General features: G+C 63.6%; 10 protein-coding genes. 5 read left to right on the top strand and 5 right to left on the bottom strand.

The genetic code is table 11. The features are described from left to right. Positions 1 to 484: 484 nt before the first annotated feature. The 3 genes from AC07W0_RS13590 to AC07W0_RS13580 are packed head-to-tail and all read left to right on the top strand — an operon-like array spanning position 485 to position 5,960. Positions 485 to 1,726, top strand: coding sequence for an exonuclease SbcCD subunit D C-terminal domain-containing protein (locus tag AC07W0_RS13590; protein WP_046490942.1), 1,242 nt, complete (start codon positions 485 to 487; stop codon positions 1,724 to 1,726). Beyond that, the gene (locus AC07W0_RS13585; protein ID WP_102617570.1) at positions 1,723 to 5,361 is read left to right on the top strand and encodes an AAA family ATPase; all 3,639 of its coding nucleotides are present in this window, start codon (positions 1,723 to 1,725) and stop codon (positions 5,359 to 5,361) included. Before AC07W0_RS13590 ends, AC07W0_RS13585 begins: the two co-directional genes overlap by 4 nt. Then, entirely contained in the window at positions 5,358 to 5,960 is a 603-nt protein-coding gene (locus AC07W0_RS13580) for a glutathione S-transferase (protein ID WP_102617571.1), read from the top strand. Before AC07W0_RS13585 ends, AC07W0_RS13580 begins: the two co-directional genes overlap by 4 nt. Positions 5,961 to 5,999: 39 nt before the next feature. Here AC07W0_RS13580 and AC07W0_RS13575 read toward each other — a convergent pair whose 3' ends face one another. From AC07W0_RS13575 to AC07W0_RS13565, 3 genes are all read right to left on the bottom strand, one after another. After that, positions 6,000 to 6,179: a hypothetical protein gene (locus AC07W0_RS13575; protein ID WP_046490937.1), complete on the bottom strand. Its 180-nt coding sequence runs from the start codon at positions 6,177 to 6,179 to the stop codon at positions 6,000 to 6,002. A gap of 155 nt (positions 6,180 to 6,334) precedes the next feature. Further along, complete coding sequence (locus AC07W0_RS13570; protein WP_102617572.1) at positions 6,335 to 7,510, bottom strand: lactonase family protein; 1,176 nt, start codon at positions 7,508 to 7,510, stop codon at positions 6,335 to 6,337. Then, positions 7,497 to 7,784, bottom strand: a complete 288-nt coding sequence (locus AC07W0_RS13565; protein WP_079444024.1) for a DUF5629 family protein — start codon at positions 7,782 to 7,784, stop codon at positions 7,497 to 7,499. Before AC07W0_RS13565 ends, AC07W0_RS13570 begins: the two co-directional genes overlap by 14 nt. A 141-nt stretch (positions 7,785 to 7,925) precedes the next feature. On the opposite strand from AC07W0_RS13565, the gene AC07W0_RS13560 reads away from it, so the two are divergent. Next, entirely contained in the window at positions 7,926 to 12,824 is a 4,899-nt protein-coding gene (locus tag AC07W0_RS13560) for a DUF6543 domain-containing protein (protein WP_102617573.1), read from the top strand. Between the two features lie 49 nt (positions 12,825 to 12,873). Here the strand turns inward: AC07W0_RS13560 and AC07W0_RS13555 are convergent, their stop codons facing one another. Both AC07W0_RS13555 and AC07W0_RS13550 read right to left on the bottom strand, forming a co-directional pair. After that, complete coding sequence (locus tag AC07W0_RS13555) at positions 12,874 to 15,249, bottom strand: efflux RND transporter permease subunit (protein WP_017846495.1); 2,376 nt, start codon at positions 15,247 to 15,249, stop codon at positions 12,874 to 12,876. 15 nt (positions 15,250 to 15,264) lie between these two features. Next, positions 15,265 to 16,305, bottom strand: coding sequence for a WD40/YVTN/BNR-like repeat-containing protein (locus AC07W0_RS13550; RefSeq protein ID WP_169850576.1), 1,041 nt, complete (start codon positions 16,303 to 16,305; stop codon positions 15,265 to 15,267). 310 nt (positions 16,306 to 16,615) lie between these two features. Between AC07W0_RS13550 and AC07W0_RS13545 the strand changes: the two genes are divergently transcribed. Then, positions 16,616 to 17,731: a Gfo/Idh/MocA family protein gene (locus tag AC07W0_RS13545; protein WP_102617574.1), complete on the top strand. Its 1,116-nt coding sequence runs from the start codon at positions 16,616 to 16,618 to the stop codon at positions 17,729 to 17,731. Positions 17,732 to 17,803 lie beyond the last annotated feature (72 nt).

The following is a 17,803-nucleotide window of genomic DNA, read 5'->3' as shown; positions in this document are numbered from 1 at the left end:
GCTGACACGCCGCCATCGGGGGCAAGCCCCCTCCCACACTGGACCTGCGTCGTCTGGTCGACATATCCCGAACCTGTCCGACCGCGCCCTGGATTGCCTGCCAGCCAAGGCATAACGCACACCGCATACCCCTGTGGGAGGGGGCTTGCCCCCGATAGCGATGGGCCAGACAACACTGAGCAAGCGGACCACCACCATCGCAGGCAAACCACCTCCCACACTGGATCTGCGTCGTCTGATCTACATGGCCCGAACCCTGTCCTTCCGCGCCCTGGATTGCCTGCCCGCCAAGACATAACGCACACCGCATACCCCTGTGGGAGGGGGCTTGCCCCCGATGGCGATGGGCCAGACAACACTCAGCAAGCGGCCCCACCACCATCGCAGGCAAGCCGCCTCCCACACTGGATCTGCGTCGTCTGGAGCAGCGTGTGCGCAATACAGGTAAACTCCCCTCCTTTTCATCTTCTCCACGGAGCTCGCCTTGCGTCTGTTTCACACCTCCGACTGGCACCTTGGGCAAAACCTGCATGGCCAGGAGCGCGACTTCGAACACGCCTGTTTCCTCGAGTGGCTGCTGCGCCAGCTCGGCGCGCACGCGCCGGACGTGCTGTTGATCGCCGGCGATATCTTCGACACGGTCAACCCGCCGCTCAAGGCCCAGGAGCGGCTGTACGATTTCATCATCAGCGCCCACGAACAAAACCCCAACCTCACGATTGTGATGATCGCCGGCAACCACGACTCCGGCTCGCGCATCGAACTGCCCGCGCCGTTGATGCGCCGTTTGCGCACCCATGCCCTGGGCCGGGTGTTGTGGCTCGATGACGGGCAACTGGATACCGAGCGCTTGCTGATCCCGCTGCCCGGCGCCGACGGCAAGATCGCCGCCTGGTGCCTGGCGCTGCCGTTCCTGCGCCCGGCGGAAGTCACCGGGGCGCAACTGGGGGACGATTACCTGCGCGGTATCGGCCAGGTGCATGAGTGGCTGATTGCCGCAGCCAACGCCAAACGCGAGCCCGGCCAGGCACTGGTTGCCATCAGCCATGCACATATGGCCGGCGGTTCGGTGTCGGAAGACTCCGAGCGCAGCCTGATCATCGGCAACGCCGAAGCGCTGCCCGCCAGCCTGTTCGACGCCAGCGTCAGCTATGTCGCCCTCGGCCATCTGCACAAGCCGCAGCGGGTCAACGGCGAGGAGCGCATTCGCTACAGCGGTTCGCCGATTCCGTTGTCGTTTTCCGAAATCGGCTACCAACACCAGATTCTCGACGTGACGTTCGACGGCGCAACCCTGCTCAGCGTCGAACCGCGCCTGATCCCGCGCGCGGTCAACCTGCAACGCCTGGAAGCGGCGCCACTGGCCGATATCCTCAAGCAGCTCGGCGACTTGCCGGACATCGACCTGCTCGCCGAAACCCAACGCCAGCCGTGGCTGGAAGTGCGCGTGCGCCTCGACGAGCCGCAACCCGACCTGCGCCAGCAAATCGAAACCGCCCTGCAAGGCAAGGCCGTGCGCCTGGTGCGTATCGCTGCCGAGTACGCCGGCAAACGCGGCAGCGACGACACCGACAACGAGCGCTTGATCGAACTCGACCAGCTCACCCCCCAGGAGCTGTTCAGCCGCGCCTGGCAGGACAACTACGGCAGTGAAGTGGATGAACAGACCTTGAAGGACTTCGCGGTGCTGCTCCAGGAAGTGCAACAGGAGGGCGAACAGCCATGAAGATCCTCGCCATCCGCCTGAAAAACCTCGCCTCCCTCGCGGGCCCGTTTGAGATCGACTTTACCGCCGAGCCCCTGGCCAGCGCCGGGTTGTTCGCGATTACCGGGCCGACCGGCGCCGGCAAAAGTACCCTGCTCGACGCGCTGTGCCTGGCGCTGTTCGGTGCCGTGCCGCGCCTGGGCGATACCGGCCAGGCCAAGATGCCCGACGCCGACAGCGATATTTCCATCGGCGACCCGCGCACGTTGCTGCGACGCGGCACCGGCGGCGGGTATGCCGAGGTCGACTTTGTCGGCGTCAACGGCCGCCGCTACCGTGCGCGCTGGGAAGCCAACCGCGCCCGCGACAAAGCCAGCGGCAAGTTGCAGAACAGCCGGCAAAGCCTGATCGACCTGGACAGCGACCAGTTGCTGGCGAGCCAGAAAACCGAATACAAGACCCAGCTGGAGTTGGCCCTGGGCCTGAACTTCGAACAGTTCACCCGCGCGGTGCTGCTGGCGCAGAGCGAGTTCAGCGCCTTCCTCAAGGCCAACGACAACGAGCGCAGCGAACTGCTGGAAAAGCTCACCGACACCGCGCTCTACACCCAACTCGGCCGTCGCGCCTTCGACAAGGCCAAGGACGCCAAGGACGCCCACAAACAGCTGCAGGACCAGGCCACCGGCGTGGAACCCCTGGCCGAGCAAGCTCGCGCCGAACTGGACCAACAATTGGCCAACGCGCAGCAACAGCTCAAGACCGAGCAAGCCCAGCTCAAGCAACTGGAGCTGCAGCACACCTGGCTCAAGGAACTGCGCGAATGGCAGGAGCGCAAGCTCAGTGCCGTCGAACAGTTGCAGCAAGCCCAGCAGCACTGGGACAGCCAAGGCCCGCAGCGCGAGGACTTGAGCCGCTTGGAACAGTTGGCGCCGCAGCGTCATCACTTCGCGCGCCAGGCTGAGCTCGACACCTTGCTCACGCCGCTGGCCGCGCACATTCAAGCGCAGATCGAGCAGCAAACCGATCTGCATGGCCGCCAGGAGCAAGCCCTACAACAGCAGGCATCGGCCCAAACAGCGCTGGCCGCGGCCCTGCAAGCTCAGGCCGACGCCGGGCCTTTGCTGCGCCAGGCCTTCGAGGAACAGAACACCCTCGCCCACCTGACCAAGGAACTGGCCAAGCGCGACGAGGACCAGCAACAGCACGAAACGGCCTGCGCCGAAGGTCAGGCCTTGCTCAAGGGCTTGCAGGAAAAACACACCCTCGTCGCCGAGCGCCTGCAACGCCTGGCCGCCGGCCTGGAACGCAGCGCCGCCCTCGCGCCGTTGAGCGAGGCCTGGAATGCCTACCGCGACCGCCTGCAACAACTGATGCTGATCGGCAATCGCCTGAACAAAGGTCAGGCCGAACTGCCCCAGCTTGAACAGCGCGCCACCGCCGCCGCCGAGAAGTTCGCCCAACAACGCGATGCCCTCGACCTGCTGTACCAGGAGGCCGGCGCCGAACCTCACGCCGTCGCCGAGCAGATCCAGTTACTCGCCAGCCTGCTGCAAGACAATCGCAAGCAGCAACGCGCCTTCGAAGACCTGACCCGGCTGTGGGACAACCAGCAACAGCTGGACCAGCAAGCCAGCGTGTTGACGCAGAAACTCGCAGACGCGCAACAACAACGCGATCAGTTGAACCAGACCGGCCTGCACACCAAAGCCGAACTTACGCGCGCCGAACAGACCCTGACGGTGACCAAGCAACTGCTGGAGCGCCAGCGCCTGGCCCGCAGTGCCAGCGTCGAGGAGTTGCGCGGGCAATTGCAGGATGACCAGCCCTGCCCGGTGTGCGGCAGCCAAGCGCATCCGTATCACCAACCCGAAGCGTTGCTGCACAGCCTCGGTCGCCACGACGAAAACGAAGAGGCGATGGCGCAGAAAGCCGTCGACAGCCTCAAGGAAAAACTCACCGAGCTGCGCGGTGAAGTCGGCGGTTTGATCGCCCAGCAAAAGGAATTCCTGCAGCAACAGGAGCAACTGGCAATCCAACAGCAAGCCCTGGCGCCGAGCCTGGACGCGCACCCGCTGGCGGCCGCGCTGTTCAATCAGGACGCTGCCCGGCGCAGCACCTGGCTGGCCCAGCAGCTCAGTCAACTGACGCAAAACATCACCCAGGACGAGCAACGCCAAGGCGCCCTGCTCAACCTGCAACAAAACGCCGGGCGCCTGCAGCAACAGCTGCAAGCCGCGCAGGACGCCAGCCAGCAGGCCCGCCAGTTGCTGATCGACCAGCAACGCGAACTGGCCAACGACCGCGAACGCCTCGACGAAGAACTCCAGGCGTTCGCCAGCCTGTTGCCGACCGAGACACTCGAGGGCCTGCGCAGCGAACCGGCGGCGACCTTCATGCAGTTGGACCAACAGGTCGGTCAGCGCCTCGAACAGTTGGCCCATCAGCGCGATGAACTGGCCGAGCAACAAGCGCGTCAGCAGGCGATCGAGAAAGAACACACCCATCAGCAACATCGCCAGCAGCAACTCGACGCATTGCGCCAGCAGGTCAACGAACTGGCCGCCCAGCAACACGCGGCCCAGGAAAAACTCACCCGCCTGCTCGGTGAACACCCACGCGCCGAAGACTGGCAACAGCAACTCGAACAGGCCGTGGCGCAGTCTCGCCAAAGCGAAGCCGACGCCAATCAACAGCTGCAGGACATCCGCAACGCCTTGATCCAACTGGCCGCCGACCTCAAGGCCCAGCAAGACCGCCAGCACACGCTGCACGCCGAACAACACGCGCTCGCGACGCGCTTGGCCGAGTGGCGCGCCCTGCACCCCGACCTGGACGACGCCGGGCTCAAGCGCCTGCTGGCCTTGGACGAGGCCCATGCCAGCGCGCTGCGCCAGCAACTGCACAACAGCGAAAAAGCTGTCGAGCAAGCCCGGGTTCTGCTGCAAGAGCGCGAACAACGCCTGGCCGAGCACCAGGCGCTGCACAACGGCAACCTCGACGCCGAACAGCTGGACACCCAACTGGCCACGCTCAACCAGCAACTGACCGAGGGCGAAAAACACTGCGCCGAACTGCGCGCGCGGCAATCCGAAGACCAGCGCCGCCAGGACGCCAACCACGCCCTGGCCGAACAGATCACCAAGGCTTATGAAGAATGGCAACGCTGGGCGCGCCTCAACGCGCTGATCGGCTCGGCCACCGGCGACACCTTCCGCAAGATCGCCCAGGCCTACAACCTCGATTTGCTGGTACACCACGCCAACGTGCAACTGCGCCAACTGGTGCGCCGCTACCGCCTCAAACGCGGCGGCAGCATGCTCGGCCTGCTGGTGATGGACACGGAAATGGGCGACGAACTGCGCTCAGTGCATTCGTTGTCCGGCGGCGAGACGTTCCTCGTCTCCCTGGCGCTGGCGCTGGGCCTGGCGTCGATGGCCTCGAGTACCTTGAAGATCGAGTCGCTGTTTATCGACGAAGGTTTCGGCAGCCTCGACCCGGAATCCCTGCAATTGGCCATGGACGCGCTGGACGGCCTGCAAGCCCAGGGCCGCAAGGTGGCGGTGATTTCCCACGTACAGGAAATGCACGAGCGCATTCCGGTGCAGATCCAGGTCAAGCGTCAGGGCAATGGTTTGAGCACCGTGGAGGTGAAGTGAGCGAGGCGCTGCTGTACTCGTTTCGCCGTTGCCCCTACGCGATGCGCGCCCGCCTGGCCCTGCGCTATTGCGGCGTGCCGCTGCGGATTGTCGAAGTCAACCTCAAGGCCAAGCCGGCCGAGATGCTCGCGCTGTCGTCCAAAGGCACGGTGCCGGTGTTGAGCGTCGACGGTCGGGTGATCGACGAAAGCCTGGACATCATGCGCTGGGCCCTCGCGCAAAACGATCCGCAAGACTGGTTGCTGCAGGGTGATCCCGCGGTGCTGGCGCTGATTGCCGAGAATGACCTGGGCTTCAAACATCACTTGAATCACTACAAGTATGCCGAGCGCTACCCGGAGCGGCCGATGGAAGCGTATCGGGCCGACGGTGAGGTGTTTTTGCAGAAGCTGGAGGCGTTGCTGGCTGACCGTGCGTATTTGCTCGCCGAGCATCCAAGCCTTGCGGATATGGCTGTGGCGCCGTTTGTGCGGCAGTTTGCCCATGTCGATCGGGAGTGGTTTGCGCGCACCTCATATCGACGGGTGCAGGCGTGGTTGCAGTGGTTTCTGGACTCGCCGCTGTTTATCGCGGTGATGGCCAAGCCTGAATCTGCCTGAATCGATGTGGGAGCGGGCGCGCCGGCTCCCACAGGGCGCTCAGTACTGGGTTTTGTGATCCAGTGCGGCGTAGAAGTTGGCACTCTGTTGCAGGTATTTCTGGGTGTAGGCGCTGGTGCTGGATTGTTTGCCGATGATGTTCACGCTGGCCGCAGCTGGCAGTACAACAGTGGCGGAAACAGCGGAGGCGGCGATGATCGAGAAGAGATTGAAGTTCATGTCGGTAACCCTTGTGTTCGTTTGGTTGAGTGGCCGGGGAGGCCTTGGAACTCAACTTACGCCCGAGGGTTGGGCCTTAGAAATGCTTTGAAACAGTAGCTGTTATTAATCGAATTAATAAAGAGGATCAGGCCCCGACGTGCGGGGCCTGTGGCTTATTGACGCACCAGGAACTTGAGGTCGCTGGGCGCATCGATCGGTAGTTTTTGCACGGTTTTGCCGAGCAGGCCGGTGTGTGGGTCGCGTTCGACCACCACGATTTCATTGCTTTTCTGGTTGGCGATCAGCAGGAACTTGCCGCTCGGGTCCAGGCTGAACTCGCGCGGGTGGTCGCCGTCCACGGAACGGCGCTGCAGTTCCTTGAGATGCGCGGTCGCCGGATCGATGCTGAACACCAGCAACTGATTGGCCGTGCCGCGATTGCTCACGTACAGGAACTTGCCATCGCTGGAAGCATGCAGCGCCGCGCCGGCCTTGTCGGACACCGGTTGCCCGGCGGCGAAGTCCACCAGCTGGGTTTGGTTGAGCGTGCCGTCGTGGTAATCAAACACCGCGACCTGAGCGCTCATCTCGGTGGTCAGCCAGGCATGCTTGCCGTCCGCGCTGAACAGCAAATGACGCGGGCCGCTGCCCGGCGGCAAGGGCACCGACGCCGGGTTGGCCGGGGTCAGGGGCTGTTCAGGGTTGGCCTTGGGATCGTAGCGGTAGGCAAACACCTTGTCCGCGCCGAGGTCCTGCACAAACACATACTTGCCATCCGGCGACGGCACCACCGAATGCACATGGTTGGACGCCTGGCGTTGCGGGTTGACCCGGCTCGCCGGGTGCCCGCTCAACTGCACTGGCGCCGCCAGTTTGCCTTGGGCGTCCAGCGGCAGAATCGCCAGGCTGCCGCCCGGGTCTTCAAGCACCGAATAGTTGGCGACGAACAGGTAGCGGCCATCGGCGGCTACGCTGGAATGCGTCGGCTCGCTGCCCAGGCTTTGTACCTGGTTGATCAGCGTGAGCTGATGGTTCTGCGGGTCGATGCGGTAGCTGCTGACGCGACCGACCGCGTCCTGTTGGCCGGGGCCGTTTTCATTGACGACAAACAGATGCTGCTGATCCTTGGAGACGGTCAGCCAGGACGGGTTGGCCGTTTTCGCCGCCAATACCGGCTGGCCCTGGAACCGCCCGGTGCGGCTGTCGAATTGCAGGCGATAGATCCCTTCGCTGCTGCCGGCGGTGTAGCTGCCGACCAGCAGTTCATGGGTGTCGGCCGGTGCAGCCTGTACCGACATCGCCCCGACGCTGCCCGCGATCAACAAGGGCCAGAATTTACGCATCAGCATCCGCTTCATCCTCGTCATTGTTATTGCCGGTGAAGGCATTCACGCAGACCAGGCGGTGCTCGCCCACATCACCGGTCAGCGTCCAGCTTTGCAGAGTCTCATCGAAGACCGCGGCCTGCAGTTGTTCCAGACTGAAACTCCAGCGTTTTTGCGCACGGCCATCCATGGCGATGATCAGCAGCTTTTCTTCATCCAGTGCGAACTCGAAGGCATGCAGCCCGTCGATTTCAAGCATGTCGCTGGTGGCAAGGACGGCCGTCAAAGTAGTAGTCATCACAGTCTTTCATCAGGTTCAAAGGGCTAATGATAGGCCACTTTGCCGCCAGGACCTAAAACCATAACCGGCTACCGCATCGGCGCCACACCGCGGATTACCGTGCAAGGGCACGTCTTTATTCAACGTAAAGGAATACCCATGCCAGACCGCAATCCCCCCCTCGCCGCCGACCCGCTGCGGGAAGCGCTTGAAGCCCAGTTTCTCAAGCGCCCGACACTGCGCGCAGTCACCGCGCAGATGCTGGCGCGCAACCTGGCGGAGAAATATCCGCCGTTGACACACCCACTCGCCGACCTGCGACTGGCCGTACCCCGTGACGGTGGCGGGCGGGCGTTGCTGCCGTTGCTGGAGGTCGCGCTGAGCCATCTCGCCGACGGCAGCTTTCCCGATGTGTCGACGCGCCACGGCCTGGATAGCTACTTGAGCGATGCCAGCGGCACGCGGCTCGGTTATCCGGCCAATGGCGCCCACGCCTATGATCTTGACGTCATCGAAGCCGTCATTCGCGAACTGCCGTCGCTGCTGTTTATCGGCTTCCAAGACGCCATGGCCACCTATTGGGGCGAAGACAGCGACGCCGGCGGCAGCCGCTGGAAATGGCTGGCCGACGTGCTGCAAGGCACGCTGCTCGACGCCGCCGCACGCCACGCCCAACCGCTGGACATCCTCAATACGCTGGCGCGCTACCCAGACCGTGCCACCCGCGCACGCCGCCCGGCCCCCGACAACGCGATTCATGCCTATACGCTAGAGGCGCACCTGACGCGCGCAGGCAGCCTGCTCACGCTGCAAGCGAGCGACCTGCTGGTGGTGTGCCGCGAGCAGGTGTTGCTGTGCCGTCTATCCGGCGCAATCGAGACCTACCCTGACCTGGACGCCTTCGGCCAGGCCTGGGCCGACCACCTGCAACAGCGCTTCAGCGTCGACAGCATCACCTGGCAGCAGTACGAACCCGACGGCAATATTTTCGAGGTCCAGGCCGCGCTGATCCTCAACCAGCAATTGGAGGACCTGGCCGCCCTGCAACTCCCGGCCAACAGCACGGTGCAGGCCTTGGAACAACAGTTTGCCGCCATCACCCAACCGGCGCGGTTTTTCGCCCGCGCCCGCGCCAGCGGCACGGCGCTGGCCACGCTGGCATCCCTCCAGGCCGCCCTGCCCGACTGGCTGCAACGCGCCAGCGCCGCCGACCGCCTGGCTTACCGCGAATGCCTGCTTGAACAGGCCGGGATCAAGCGCCAGACCCTCGGCGATTCCGACTTCGATGGCCTGGAAAGCCTGCATAGCTATGCCGCCGAGCACTTGAACCACCAACTGTGCCTGGATCGCGCTGTCGCCCTAGGCGGCCAACGTACCTGCAACGACGCGGCACGCGCCGCCGGCTACCAGGCCGACGAGTTGACCCTGACCTTTCATGTCGCGGTGGGCAGCCTTGCAGGTGGTTACCTCGCGCCGGTATCCATGAGCCTGGTGGACCTGGCGCTGAAGAACCTGTCGGGAAGCCCCAGAGGCCGCATGACGCTCAGCCATCGCAGCGGCCGGGCGCTCGAAGCGTGGTTGACGCCCGCCTACGTGCTGCAACTGGTCCAGCGTGTCGACATCGGCAACAACTATCCCGCCTACCTGCGCCGGGAACTGATGGGCGACACCGCCGCCGCGCGCAAACGCCAGCGGCTGTTCAACCAACAGCGGCCCCTGCACCTGAAAACCCAGGCGCTGGAGCACGCGTTCCGCGGCGAAGCCGGCCTGACCACGCGCGGCGCGCGCTGTGTGCGGGCACTGCTCGCAACCAACCCGCTGGCACGCCGGGTCGATGGCGACGAAATTGTCATCCGCCTCCTGGCCTTTCTGCGCACGCCGGCAGCCACAGCGGACGTGGCGCAGAACATGTTCATCATCGAACCGCTCGACACCCAGCGGGGGCCGCACCTGCTGTACCGTCCGGCCTATCGCGACGCGCTGCTCGAGTTCAGCAGCCGCGAACACCTGCTGGCGGCCATTGTGCAACCCGGTGCGCTACAAGAAAGCGTGCTGACCTGGCTGCCCGACCCGGCCAGGGCGATCTACAGCAACGGCGGGTTCAGCCAGCCGCACATCCTGCGCATCGGCATCGGCTCGGAGTTCGACCGGCTGCCCGAGGTGCCCAAACCCGCCGAATTGGCGCCGGCCGGCGATGCGAGCGGCGACGAAATCCTGCAAGCGCTCAACCACGGCAGCCTGATGGACTATCTGTTCGGCTGCGAAACCCGCCAGTTGCTGGACCAGGCCGAGCGCGAGTCGACCTCGAACGCGCAAAGCCGCTGGGCGTTGATCCTCGAAGGCATGCAACTGGGCTTCAACACCTTGTTGATGGCCGTGCGCGGCCCCCTGGCGACGATCGGCTGGCTGATCCAGGCGACGCAAAGCCTGACCCAGGACCTGCCGGCACTGGAGAGCCCTGACCCTACGGCGAAAGAGCTGGCGTGGGTCGACCTGCTGCTCAACATCGGCATGCTGCTGGTGCATCAAGGCCCCCTCAGCGCGCACAGCGCCAGCCTGCCGCTCGACGAACAGCCGGTCACGCGCGCGCCCTTCCGACGCCCGCCCGGCCTGGCAACCCGCCATGCAGCAGCGGTCGAACGCGGCGTCATCGGCCTGCCCAGCGAACCACCCGGCGGTGGCCGCACGCCGTTGGACTTCGACCATTCGTTGGCCGGCGACACCGCCGCGGCCGCGCTGCTGGAGAAACTGCGCGCCGTCAACGTGCCGTGGCCCGTGCCCGCTCCCGCGCCACTCGACACCGGGCCTCACCAAGGCTTGTACCGCATCAACGGCCTGTGGCATGCCTCGGTGGCCGGGCTGTTATTCAGGGTCAGCATCGTCCCGGGTTTTGCTGATGTGTTCATCGTTCATCCGCAAAAACCCGAACATCCCGGGATTTTGCTGAGAACCGATGGCAACGGCCATTGGTCGCTGGACCGCGGGCTCAAACTGCTGGGTGGCGGGCCCAAGCGCCTGGCCGCCTTGCGCGAAGAAAACCTGCGCAAGAAACAAGAAGTGCTCGCCCGGGTGCAAGTGCTCAGTGAAGACATGCAGCACCTGATGGCGCCATTCCAGGCAGCGAGCACGCAGATATCACCCGCCCTGGACGCCTTGGTCAAACAACGCAAAACCGCGCAGTTGGTGTGGAACCTGCTGCAAAAAGCTAGCGACCAGCAAAGGCCCGCCCTGGAAACACGGCACCAGCGCGAAACCCTCAAGCATCAGCAATTGCGCACCGAATTCCAGATTCTGCTGGAGAACCTGGAATTGCTGTTTGCCCAATCACTCGCCCCGCGCCTGGAGATGGTCAAGCTCGGCGTAGAACTGGAAAAAGTCGGCGGCGCCGGCGTGCATGTGCATGACCGCGCGAAAATCCTCAAGACGGTCTGGGACCAACAACTGTTTATCCACGAGATGCTCCTGGGCCGGTTGAACGCCATGCGCTTTTCCGGCGCGGGCGAACCCATGGCGCGAATGGCGCGCCTCATGTTCGTGAATAACTTGCTCGGCGACTCGACGGTCTACGACGAATACGTGCGCAACGCCACCGAGTCAGCAAACATCCGCCAGCACATGGCCGAGGTTTCCGTTGCCATGGAAACCACCCTGGAACAGCTGGAAAACGATTCGCTGGCGGGGCGCACGATACGCCAGGAGTTGCTGGCACAGATCGAATACCCGCAGAACTTTTTCCCCGACAACCTGCGGCTCAATGCCCTCGACTACCTGGCCGTCAGCAGCGTGGAGATGACCGATGTACGCCTGCCGCCGCAGGAAGAGCTGTACGTCAAACGCCTGGAGCAAACCGACCTGAGCGCGGCGCTGCTGTCTCACGTCGAAGTGCGCAGCAGCACCGAATACACCCTGGTCGAACAACGGCAGGTGTACGAGAGCGTGCTGAAAAAGTACCGCCGTTATGAAGAGGCGATCCGCGTACTCAAGGCGCTCAACCCGAGCCGCCTGCGCCCGCAGGCCGAACGTCTGCTGGCGGGCCTCGAATACGCCCAGGCGCTGGCGAACAGCGAGCTGGAATCGGTGGTGCGCAAGCAGGAAGCGTTGGAGGTGGTGCTGCCGCTGTCGAAAACCCTGCGCGCCAAGGCGCCGACAAAGCGCGTGTTCAAGACCCGCAAAAAAGAGTATTTGATCGGCGAACTCAAGCCGGCCGATGCGCAGAACGCCGAGGAGCACTTCACCCTCACCGATACGCTGACCGGTGAAGCCGTTGCCTCTTTCAACAAGCACGCGGACGGCTGGGCGACCACCGCCGAACCGCCTTCCCAAGCCCCCACGCAGCCCACGCGAGGCCGCACGCTGGCGACCCTCAAAGGTTTGGCCCAGACGCTGATCGAACAGCGCCGCGACATTGAACGCGTCATTACCGCCGACCGGCAAAAACTCGACTCGCCGCGCACACGCCAACAGGTCAACCCGGGCGACTGGGATGAGCTGCTCAGCGGGCACGCGGACAAGCTCACCGCGCTGGCCGAGGAAATCCAGCGCGACCACCTCGACAAACCCTCGGCCCAGGACCTGATCGATGAGTACCAGGCCCAGGCCCGCGATATGCTGCGGCTGGCGGAACGGGTGTGCAGCGAGGGCTACAAGCGTCAATGGCCGACCCAGGAGAGCCTCGAGTATCTGTGGCAACACCAGCAGATCGATATCAACCTGACCAGCCTGGCCGACCCGCAACGGCCGACCCTCAGTGGCGATTTCTTCACCGAATACGCGGTGTATGACAAAGCGAAAAAACCGCCGACGGTGCTGTGGTATGCCCACTTCCATTACGCCAGCGCCGACGCCCCGCCCGCGCGCTATACCCGCGCCCATCTGAAACTGGCGGAGCAGCGCAAATACACGCAGAAGGATTTGCTCAAGCAACACGTCCAGAGCAGCTTGCGCAACCCCCAGGAGCCGGGCGCCGAGCCGATCAGGCGGATTGTCTACGTATTGATCACGCCGCCGGTGGATCAGTTGTTCCTGGCGATCGCGCCCACACCGCGCGCAAGCCGGTGAGCGCAGCGTGACGTTGCCGGTGGGGGCGCAACCGCCCCCACCGCCGCACTCAGTGGGCGAACAGCGAGTTGCCTTTCTGCCCGGCCAACTTCTCCGGTTTGATCAGGAACCGCGCCAGCGCCGGCAGCAGCCACAGCGCACCGAACATGTTCCACAGCAGCATGAAGGTCAGCATCAGGCCCATGTCGGCCTGGAACTTGATCGCCGAGAAGATCCAGGTACACACGCCGATCGCCAGGCACAACCCGGTGAACAGCACCGCCTTGCCTGTGGACTTGAGCGTCTGGTAGTACGCCTCTTGCAACGGCAGGCCAGCGCGCAGGAAACTTTCCAGACGGCTGTAGATGTAAATGCCGTAGTCCACGCCGATGCCCACACCAAGGGCCACCACCGGCAAGGTCGCGACCTTGACGCCGATGCCCATGAACGCCATCAGCGCGTTGCCCAGCACCGAGGTCAGCACCAGCGGCAGCACGATGCACAGGGTCGCCGCCCAGGAGCGGAAGGTGATCATGCACATGGTCGCCACGCACAGGTACACCAGGATCAGGATGGTCAGCTCCGACTCCTTGATCACCTCGTTGGTAGCGGCCTCGATCCCGGCGTTACCGGCGGCGAGGATGAACTCCAGGCCGTCCTTGTTGTTTTCCTTGGCGAAGTCCTGCACCGCATGCACGGCGCGGTCGAGGGTTTCGGCCTTGTGGTCGTTGAGGAACACCAGCACCGGCGCCAGGGAGCAGTTGTTGTTGTACAGGCCATCGGCGCGGGCGATGGAGTTGTTCAGCACATCCGGGTTGCGCGACAGGGTTTCCCATTTCAGGTTGCCCTCGTTCATGCCCTTGATCATCTGCTTGGACACGGTCACCAGCGAGATCGCCGACTGCACGCCCTCGGTGTTCTGCATCTTCCACATCAACTGGTCGATGGGCGCCATGGCTTCATAGCGCGAGCAGCCTTCGGCCTTGGTCTTGACCATCACCACCAGCACGTCGGAACTGGTGGAGTAGTTGCTGATGATGAAGTTGTTGTCCTTGTTGTAGCGCGAGTCCGGGCGTAGCTCCGGCGCGCCCTGGTCCAAGTCGCCGATCTTGAGGTGCTGGCTGTACCAGAGGCCGCCGCTGAACGCGACCAGCGCCAGGGCGACGGAAATCGGCGCGACCTTCGGGTTGGCGAAATTCGACAGCAGGCGCCAGAACGGGTGTTCGCGATTCGCGTCTTTCTTGCTCCTGGCCACGGCGCGCTTGCTGATGCCCGCGTAGGAAATCGCCACCGGCAGCAGGATCAGGTTGGTAAACACGATCACCGCCACGCCGATGGACGCGCCGATGGCCAGTTCCCGGATCACCCCGATGTCGATGATCAGCAGGGTAATGAAACCCACCGCATCCGCCAGAATCGCGATCATCCCCGGCAGGAACAGTTGCCGGAAGGTCCGCCGTGCGGCAGTCAGCGCATTGTCCGCGTCGCTCGATTGCAGGGCGATACCGTTGATCTTCTGCACGCCGTGGGAAATACCGATGGCGAAGATCAGGAACGGCACCAGCATCGAATACGGATCGAGCCCGAAGCCGAAGAAGTGCATCAAGCCGAGTTGCCAGACCACCGCCACCAGCGTCGTGCTCAACACCGCGACGGTGCTGCGCAGGCAGTTGGTGAACCACAGCAACAGCACCAGCGTGATGACGAAGGCAACGCCGAAGAACAGCACGACCATCACCAGCCCGTCGATCAGGTCGCCGACCTTCTTGGCGAAACCGACGATGTGGATCTTGACGTTGGGGTTCTGCGCTTCGAACTTGGTGCGGATCTTGTCTTCCAGTTCATGGGAGAACTGCCGATAGTCCAGCGCCAGCAACTTGCCCTGGTCCTGCGGGTCCGGGTAGGACTCCAGCAGCGGGATGTCGACAATGCTCGACTTGAAGTCGTTGGACACCAGGCGCCCGACCTGGCCGGACTTGAGCACGTTGTTGCGCAGTTGATCGAGGCTTTGCGGCGAGCCGTTGTAGCTCTGCGGGATCACTTCACCGCCGGCGAAGCCTTCCTCGGTGACTTCGGTCCAGCGCACGCTGGGGCTCCACAGCGACTTGAGGCCCGAGCGGTCGACGCCAGAGATGTAGAACACCTCGTCGTTGATCTGCCGCAGGGTCTCCATGTAGTCCTTGGTGAAGATGTCACCGTCCTTGGCCTCCACCGAGATACGCACCGTGTTGCCCAGGTTGGCCAGGTCGTTGCGGTGTTCCATCATCTTTTCGATGAAGGGGTGCTTGAGCGGGATCATCTTTTCGAAGCTGGTGGAGGGGCGAATCAACGTCGCCTGCCAGAATAGGAAAATACTCACCAGCAGGCAGATGACGATCACTGCCGGGCGGTTGTTGAAGATCAGGCGCTCAAGAAAGGTCGCTTTATCGTTGTGATGACTGCTCATTCTTTCCCCGCCTTCTTATTGTTTTGTGGGTTCGGCGCCGGTTGGCGTAGCAACACGAACACCACCCTGCCCGACCAGAATCAAGTTGCCATTGCCCGCCGCCGTCACCGCCGAGAGTGAAATACGGTCCGGGCGATTGAATACGCTGAAGGTCTGGCCGTCGTCATGGCTGACCACCACGCTGCCGCCGTTACCGACCACCACCAGCGCGCCGTCATCGAGCAAGGTCGCCCCGGACAAGCCGAACTCCAGGGCGCCGCGCGCCGCATTCAGTTCGACCTGCTCCCAGGTGCTGCCGAAATCCGTGGAGCGGTACAGGTTGCCACGCAAGCCGTAGGCCAACAGGGTGTGCGGCTGGGCGGTGCCGATCACGCCGAACAGTGAACCCTCGTAGGGGCCTTCGAGTTTTTCCCAGGTCTGGCCGTCGTCGCTGGAGCGGAACATGCTGCCCTGCTCACCGACGATAAACAGGCCGGCGTCCTTGATCTGGGCGATGGCGTTGAGGTGGAACTGGTCTTCGTTGTCGAGGCGCTCGCTGACGTCTTCCCAGGTTTTGCCACCGTCGGTGGTTTCGATCAGCGCCCCGTAGGCGCCGACGGCCAGGCCGTGGTTGGCGTCGTTGAACCAGACGTCGAGCAACGGCGCTTCGCGCTTGAGGTCCTGGTATTGCTGGACCCAGGTGGCGCCGCCGTCGACGCTGGCGAGGATCTGCGCATCGTGGCCGACGGCCCAGCCGTGTTTGTCATCGACAAAAAACACCGCCGTGAGCAGTTGGCGGGTGGGGACTTTGGCTTGGGTCCAGGTGCTGCCCTGGTCATCGGAATAGAGGATGTGCCCGCGATCACCGACCGCCACCAGGCGCGAGCCCGCGTGGACCACGTCGATCATCAGGCCCTTGGCGGCCTTGGGGGATTCAATTGCAAACACCGGCTGTGCGGCGGTATCGCTGGCTGCCAACAGCGGTGGCGACAACGCGGCACCGGCCAGCAACGAGAGCGCTGTGGCCAACAACGCAACCCTGCGTGCGGCGCGTGGGCGGCAAACAACCCAACCCATGACAGGCTCACTCATAGACCTTTCTCCCATTTATTATTGTTAGGTCGTCTTACCTTCCCGGGCTCTGAAACCTGCAATCTAGAGCGCCTGGAGGAAGTAGGGGCCATCCTATCGGGCTTTCGAATCGTCTGACAATCGGCGCTACGTTATCTTTTGTTAACTGGCGGCTTTTAACCCTGCGCTGAATATAACCACATCAACTGCAATGATATAGCCTCAGAAATGAATTATTTTTTCCACATATTGAATTATGAGAATTTATATTCCATTAATAGCCTCCCTGAAAACAATAATCCAAAGGACCACGGCTATGCGCAAACTCGGAATCGGCCTGATCGGCACGGGCTTCATGGGCCGCGCCCATGCCCTGGCGTTCAATAACGCCCGCACGGTATTCGAGCTGCCGGTCAGCCTCAAGCTGGCCGCCCTGGCCGATGCCGACACCGAACGCGCCCAGCGCTGCGCCGATGCCTGGGGATTTGCCCAGGCCCATGGTGACTGGCAAGCGCTGGTCAACGACCCCACGGTCGATGTGGTGGCGATCACCACACCGAACCATTTGCACTACCCCATGGCCATGGCCGCGCTCGCGGCGGGCAAGGCGGTGTACTGCGAAAAACCGCTGGCGGTCAGCCTGGCGCAGGCCGACGCCATGCGCCACGCCGCGAGTGCGGCGGGCGTGGTGACGCGGGTCGGCTACAACTACCAGCACAACCCGATGATCGGGTGGGCAAAGCAGATCATCGCCAACGGCGAATTGGGCGAAATCATCAGTTTCCAGGGTGAGTTCAGCGAAGACTTCATGGCCGACCCGGCTTCACCCTGGTCGTGGCGCTGTGAGGTGGAACATGCCGGTGGCGCCCTGGCGGACCTGGGCAGCCACTTGCTGTCGATGGCACGCTATCTGGTGGGCGATGTGGTCAGCGTGTGCGCCGATACGCAGACCGTGCATGCGCAGCGCCCCGCCGTCAAAGGCGGCGACACACTCAAGTCGATTGCCGTGGACGACCAGGTACACGCCCTGCTGCGTTTCGCCAACGGCGCGCGCGGCACGGTGAGCAGCAGTTGGCTCAAGCACGGTTACAAAAACCACCTGGCGTTTGAGATCAGCGGGACGCAAGGCACGTTGGCCTTCGATCAGGAGCGCTTGAACGAACTGCGCCTATGCCGCAAGGGCCAGGACGGCTTCCAACGCCTGCTGGCCGGCCCCGCCCTGCCCGGCTACGCGGCGTTCAGCCCGGCCGCCGGCCATCAGTTGGGCTACAACGAATTGAAGACGCTGGAAGTGCGCGAGTTGATTCTGGCAGTGGCCGGCCAGGGCGCGGACGGCAGCGACTTCGAGGCGGCGTGGGCGGCCGAGCGGCTGGCGACGGCGATTCGCGTGGCGGCTCGAGAACAGCGCTGGGTCAATGTGAACTCGGTCTGAAATGTGGGAGGGGGCTTGCCCCCGATGGCGGTGGATCAGTCGATAGGCTCGGTGACTTCAACTCCGCTATCG

The organism is Pseudomonas sp. GW704-F2 (assembly GCF_059423025.1).
Note: the sequence above shows the minus strand (reverse complement) of the source record. Positions and strands in the feature narration are given on the sequence as shown.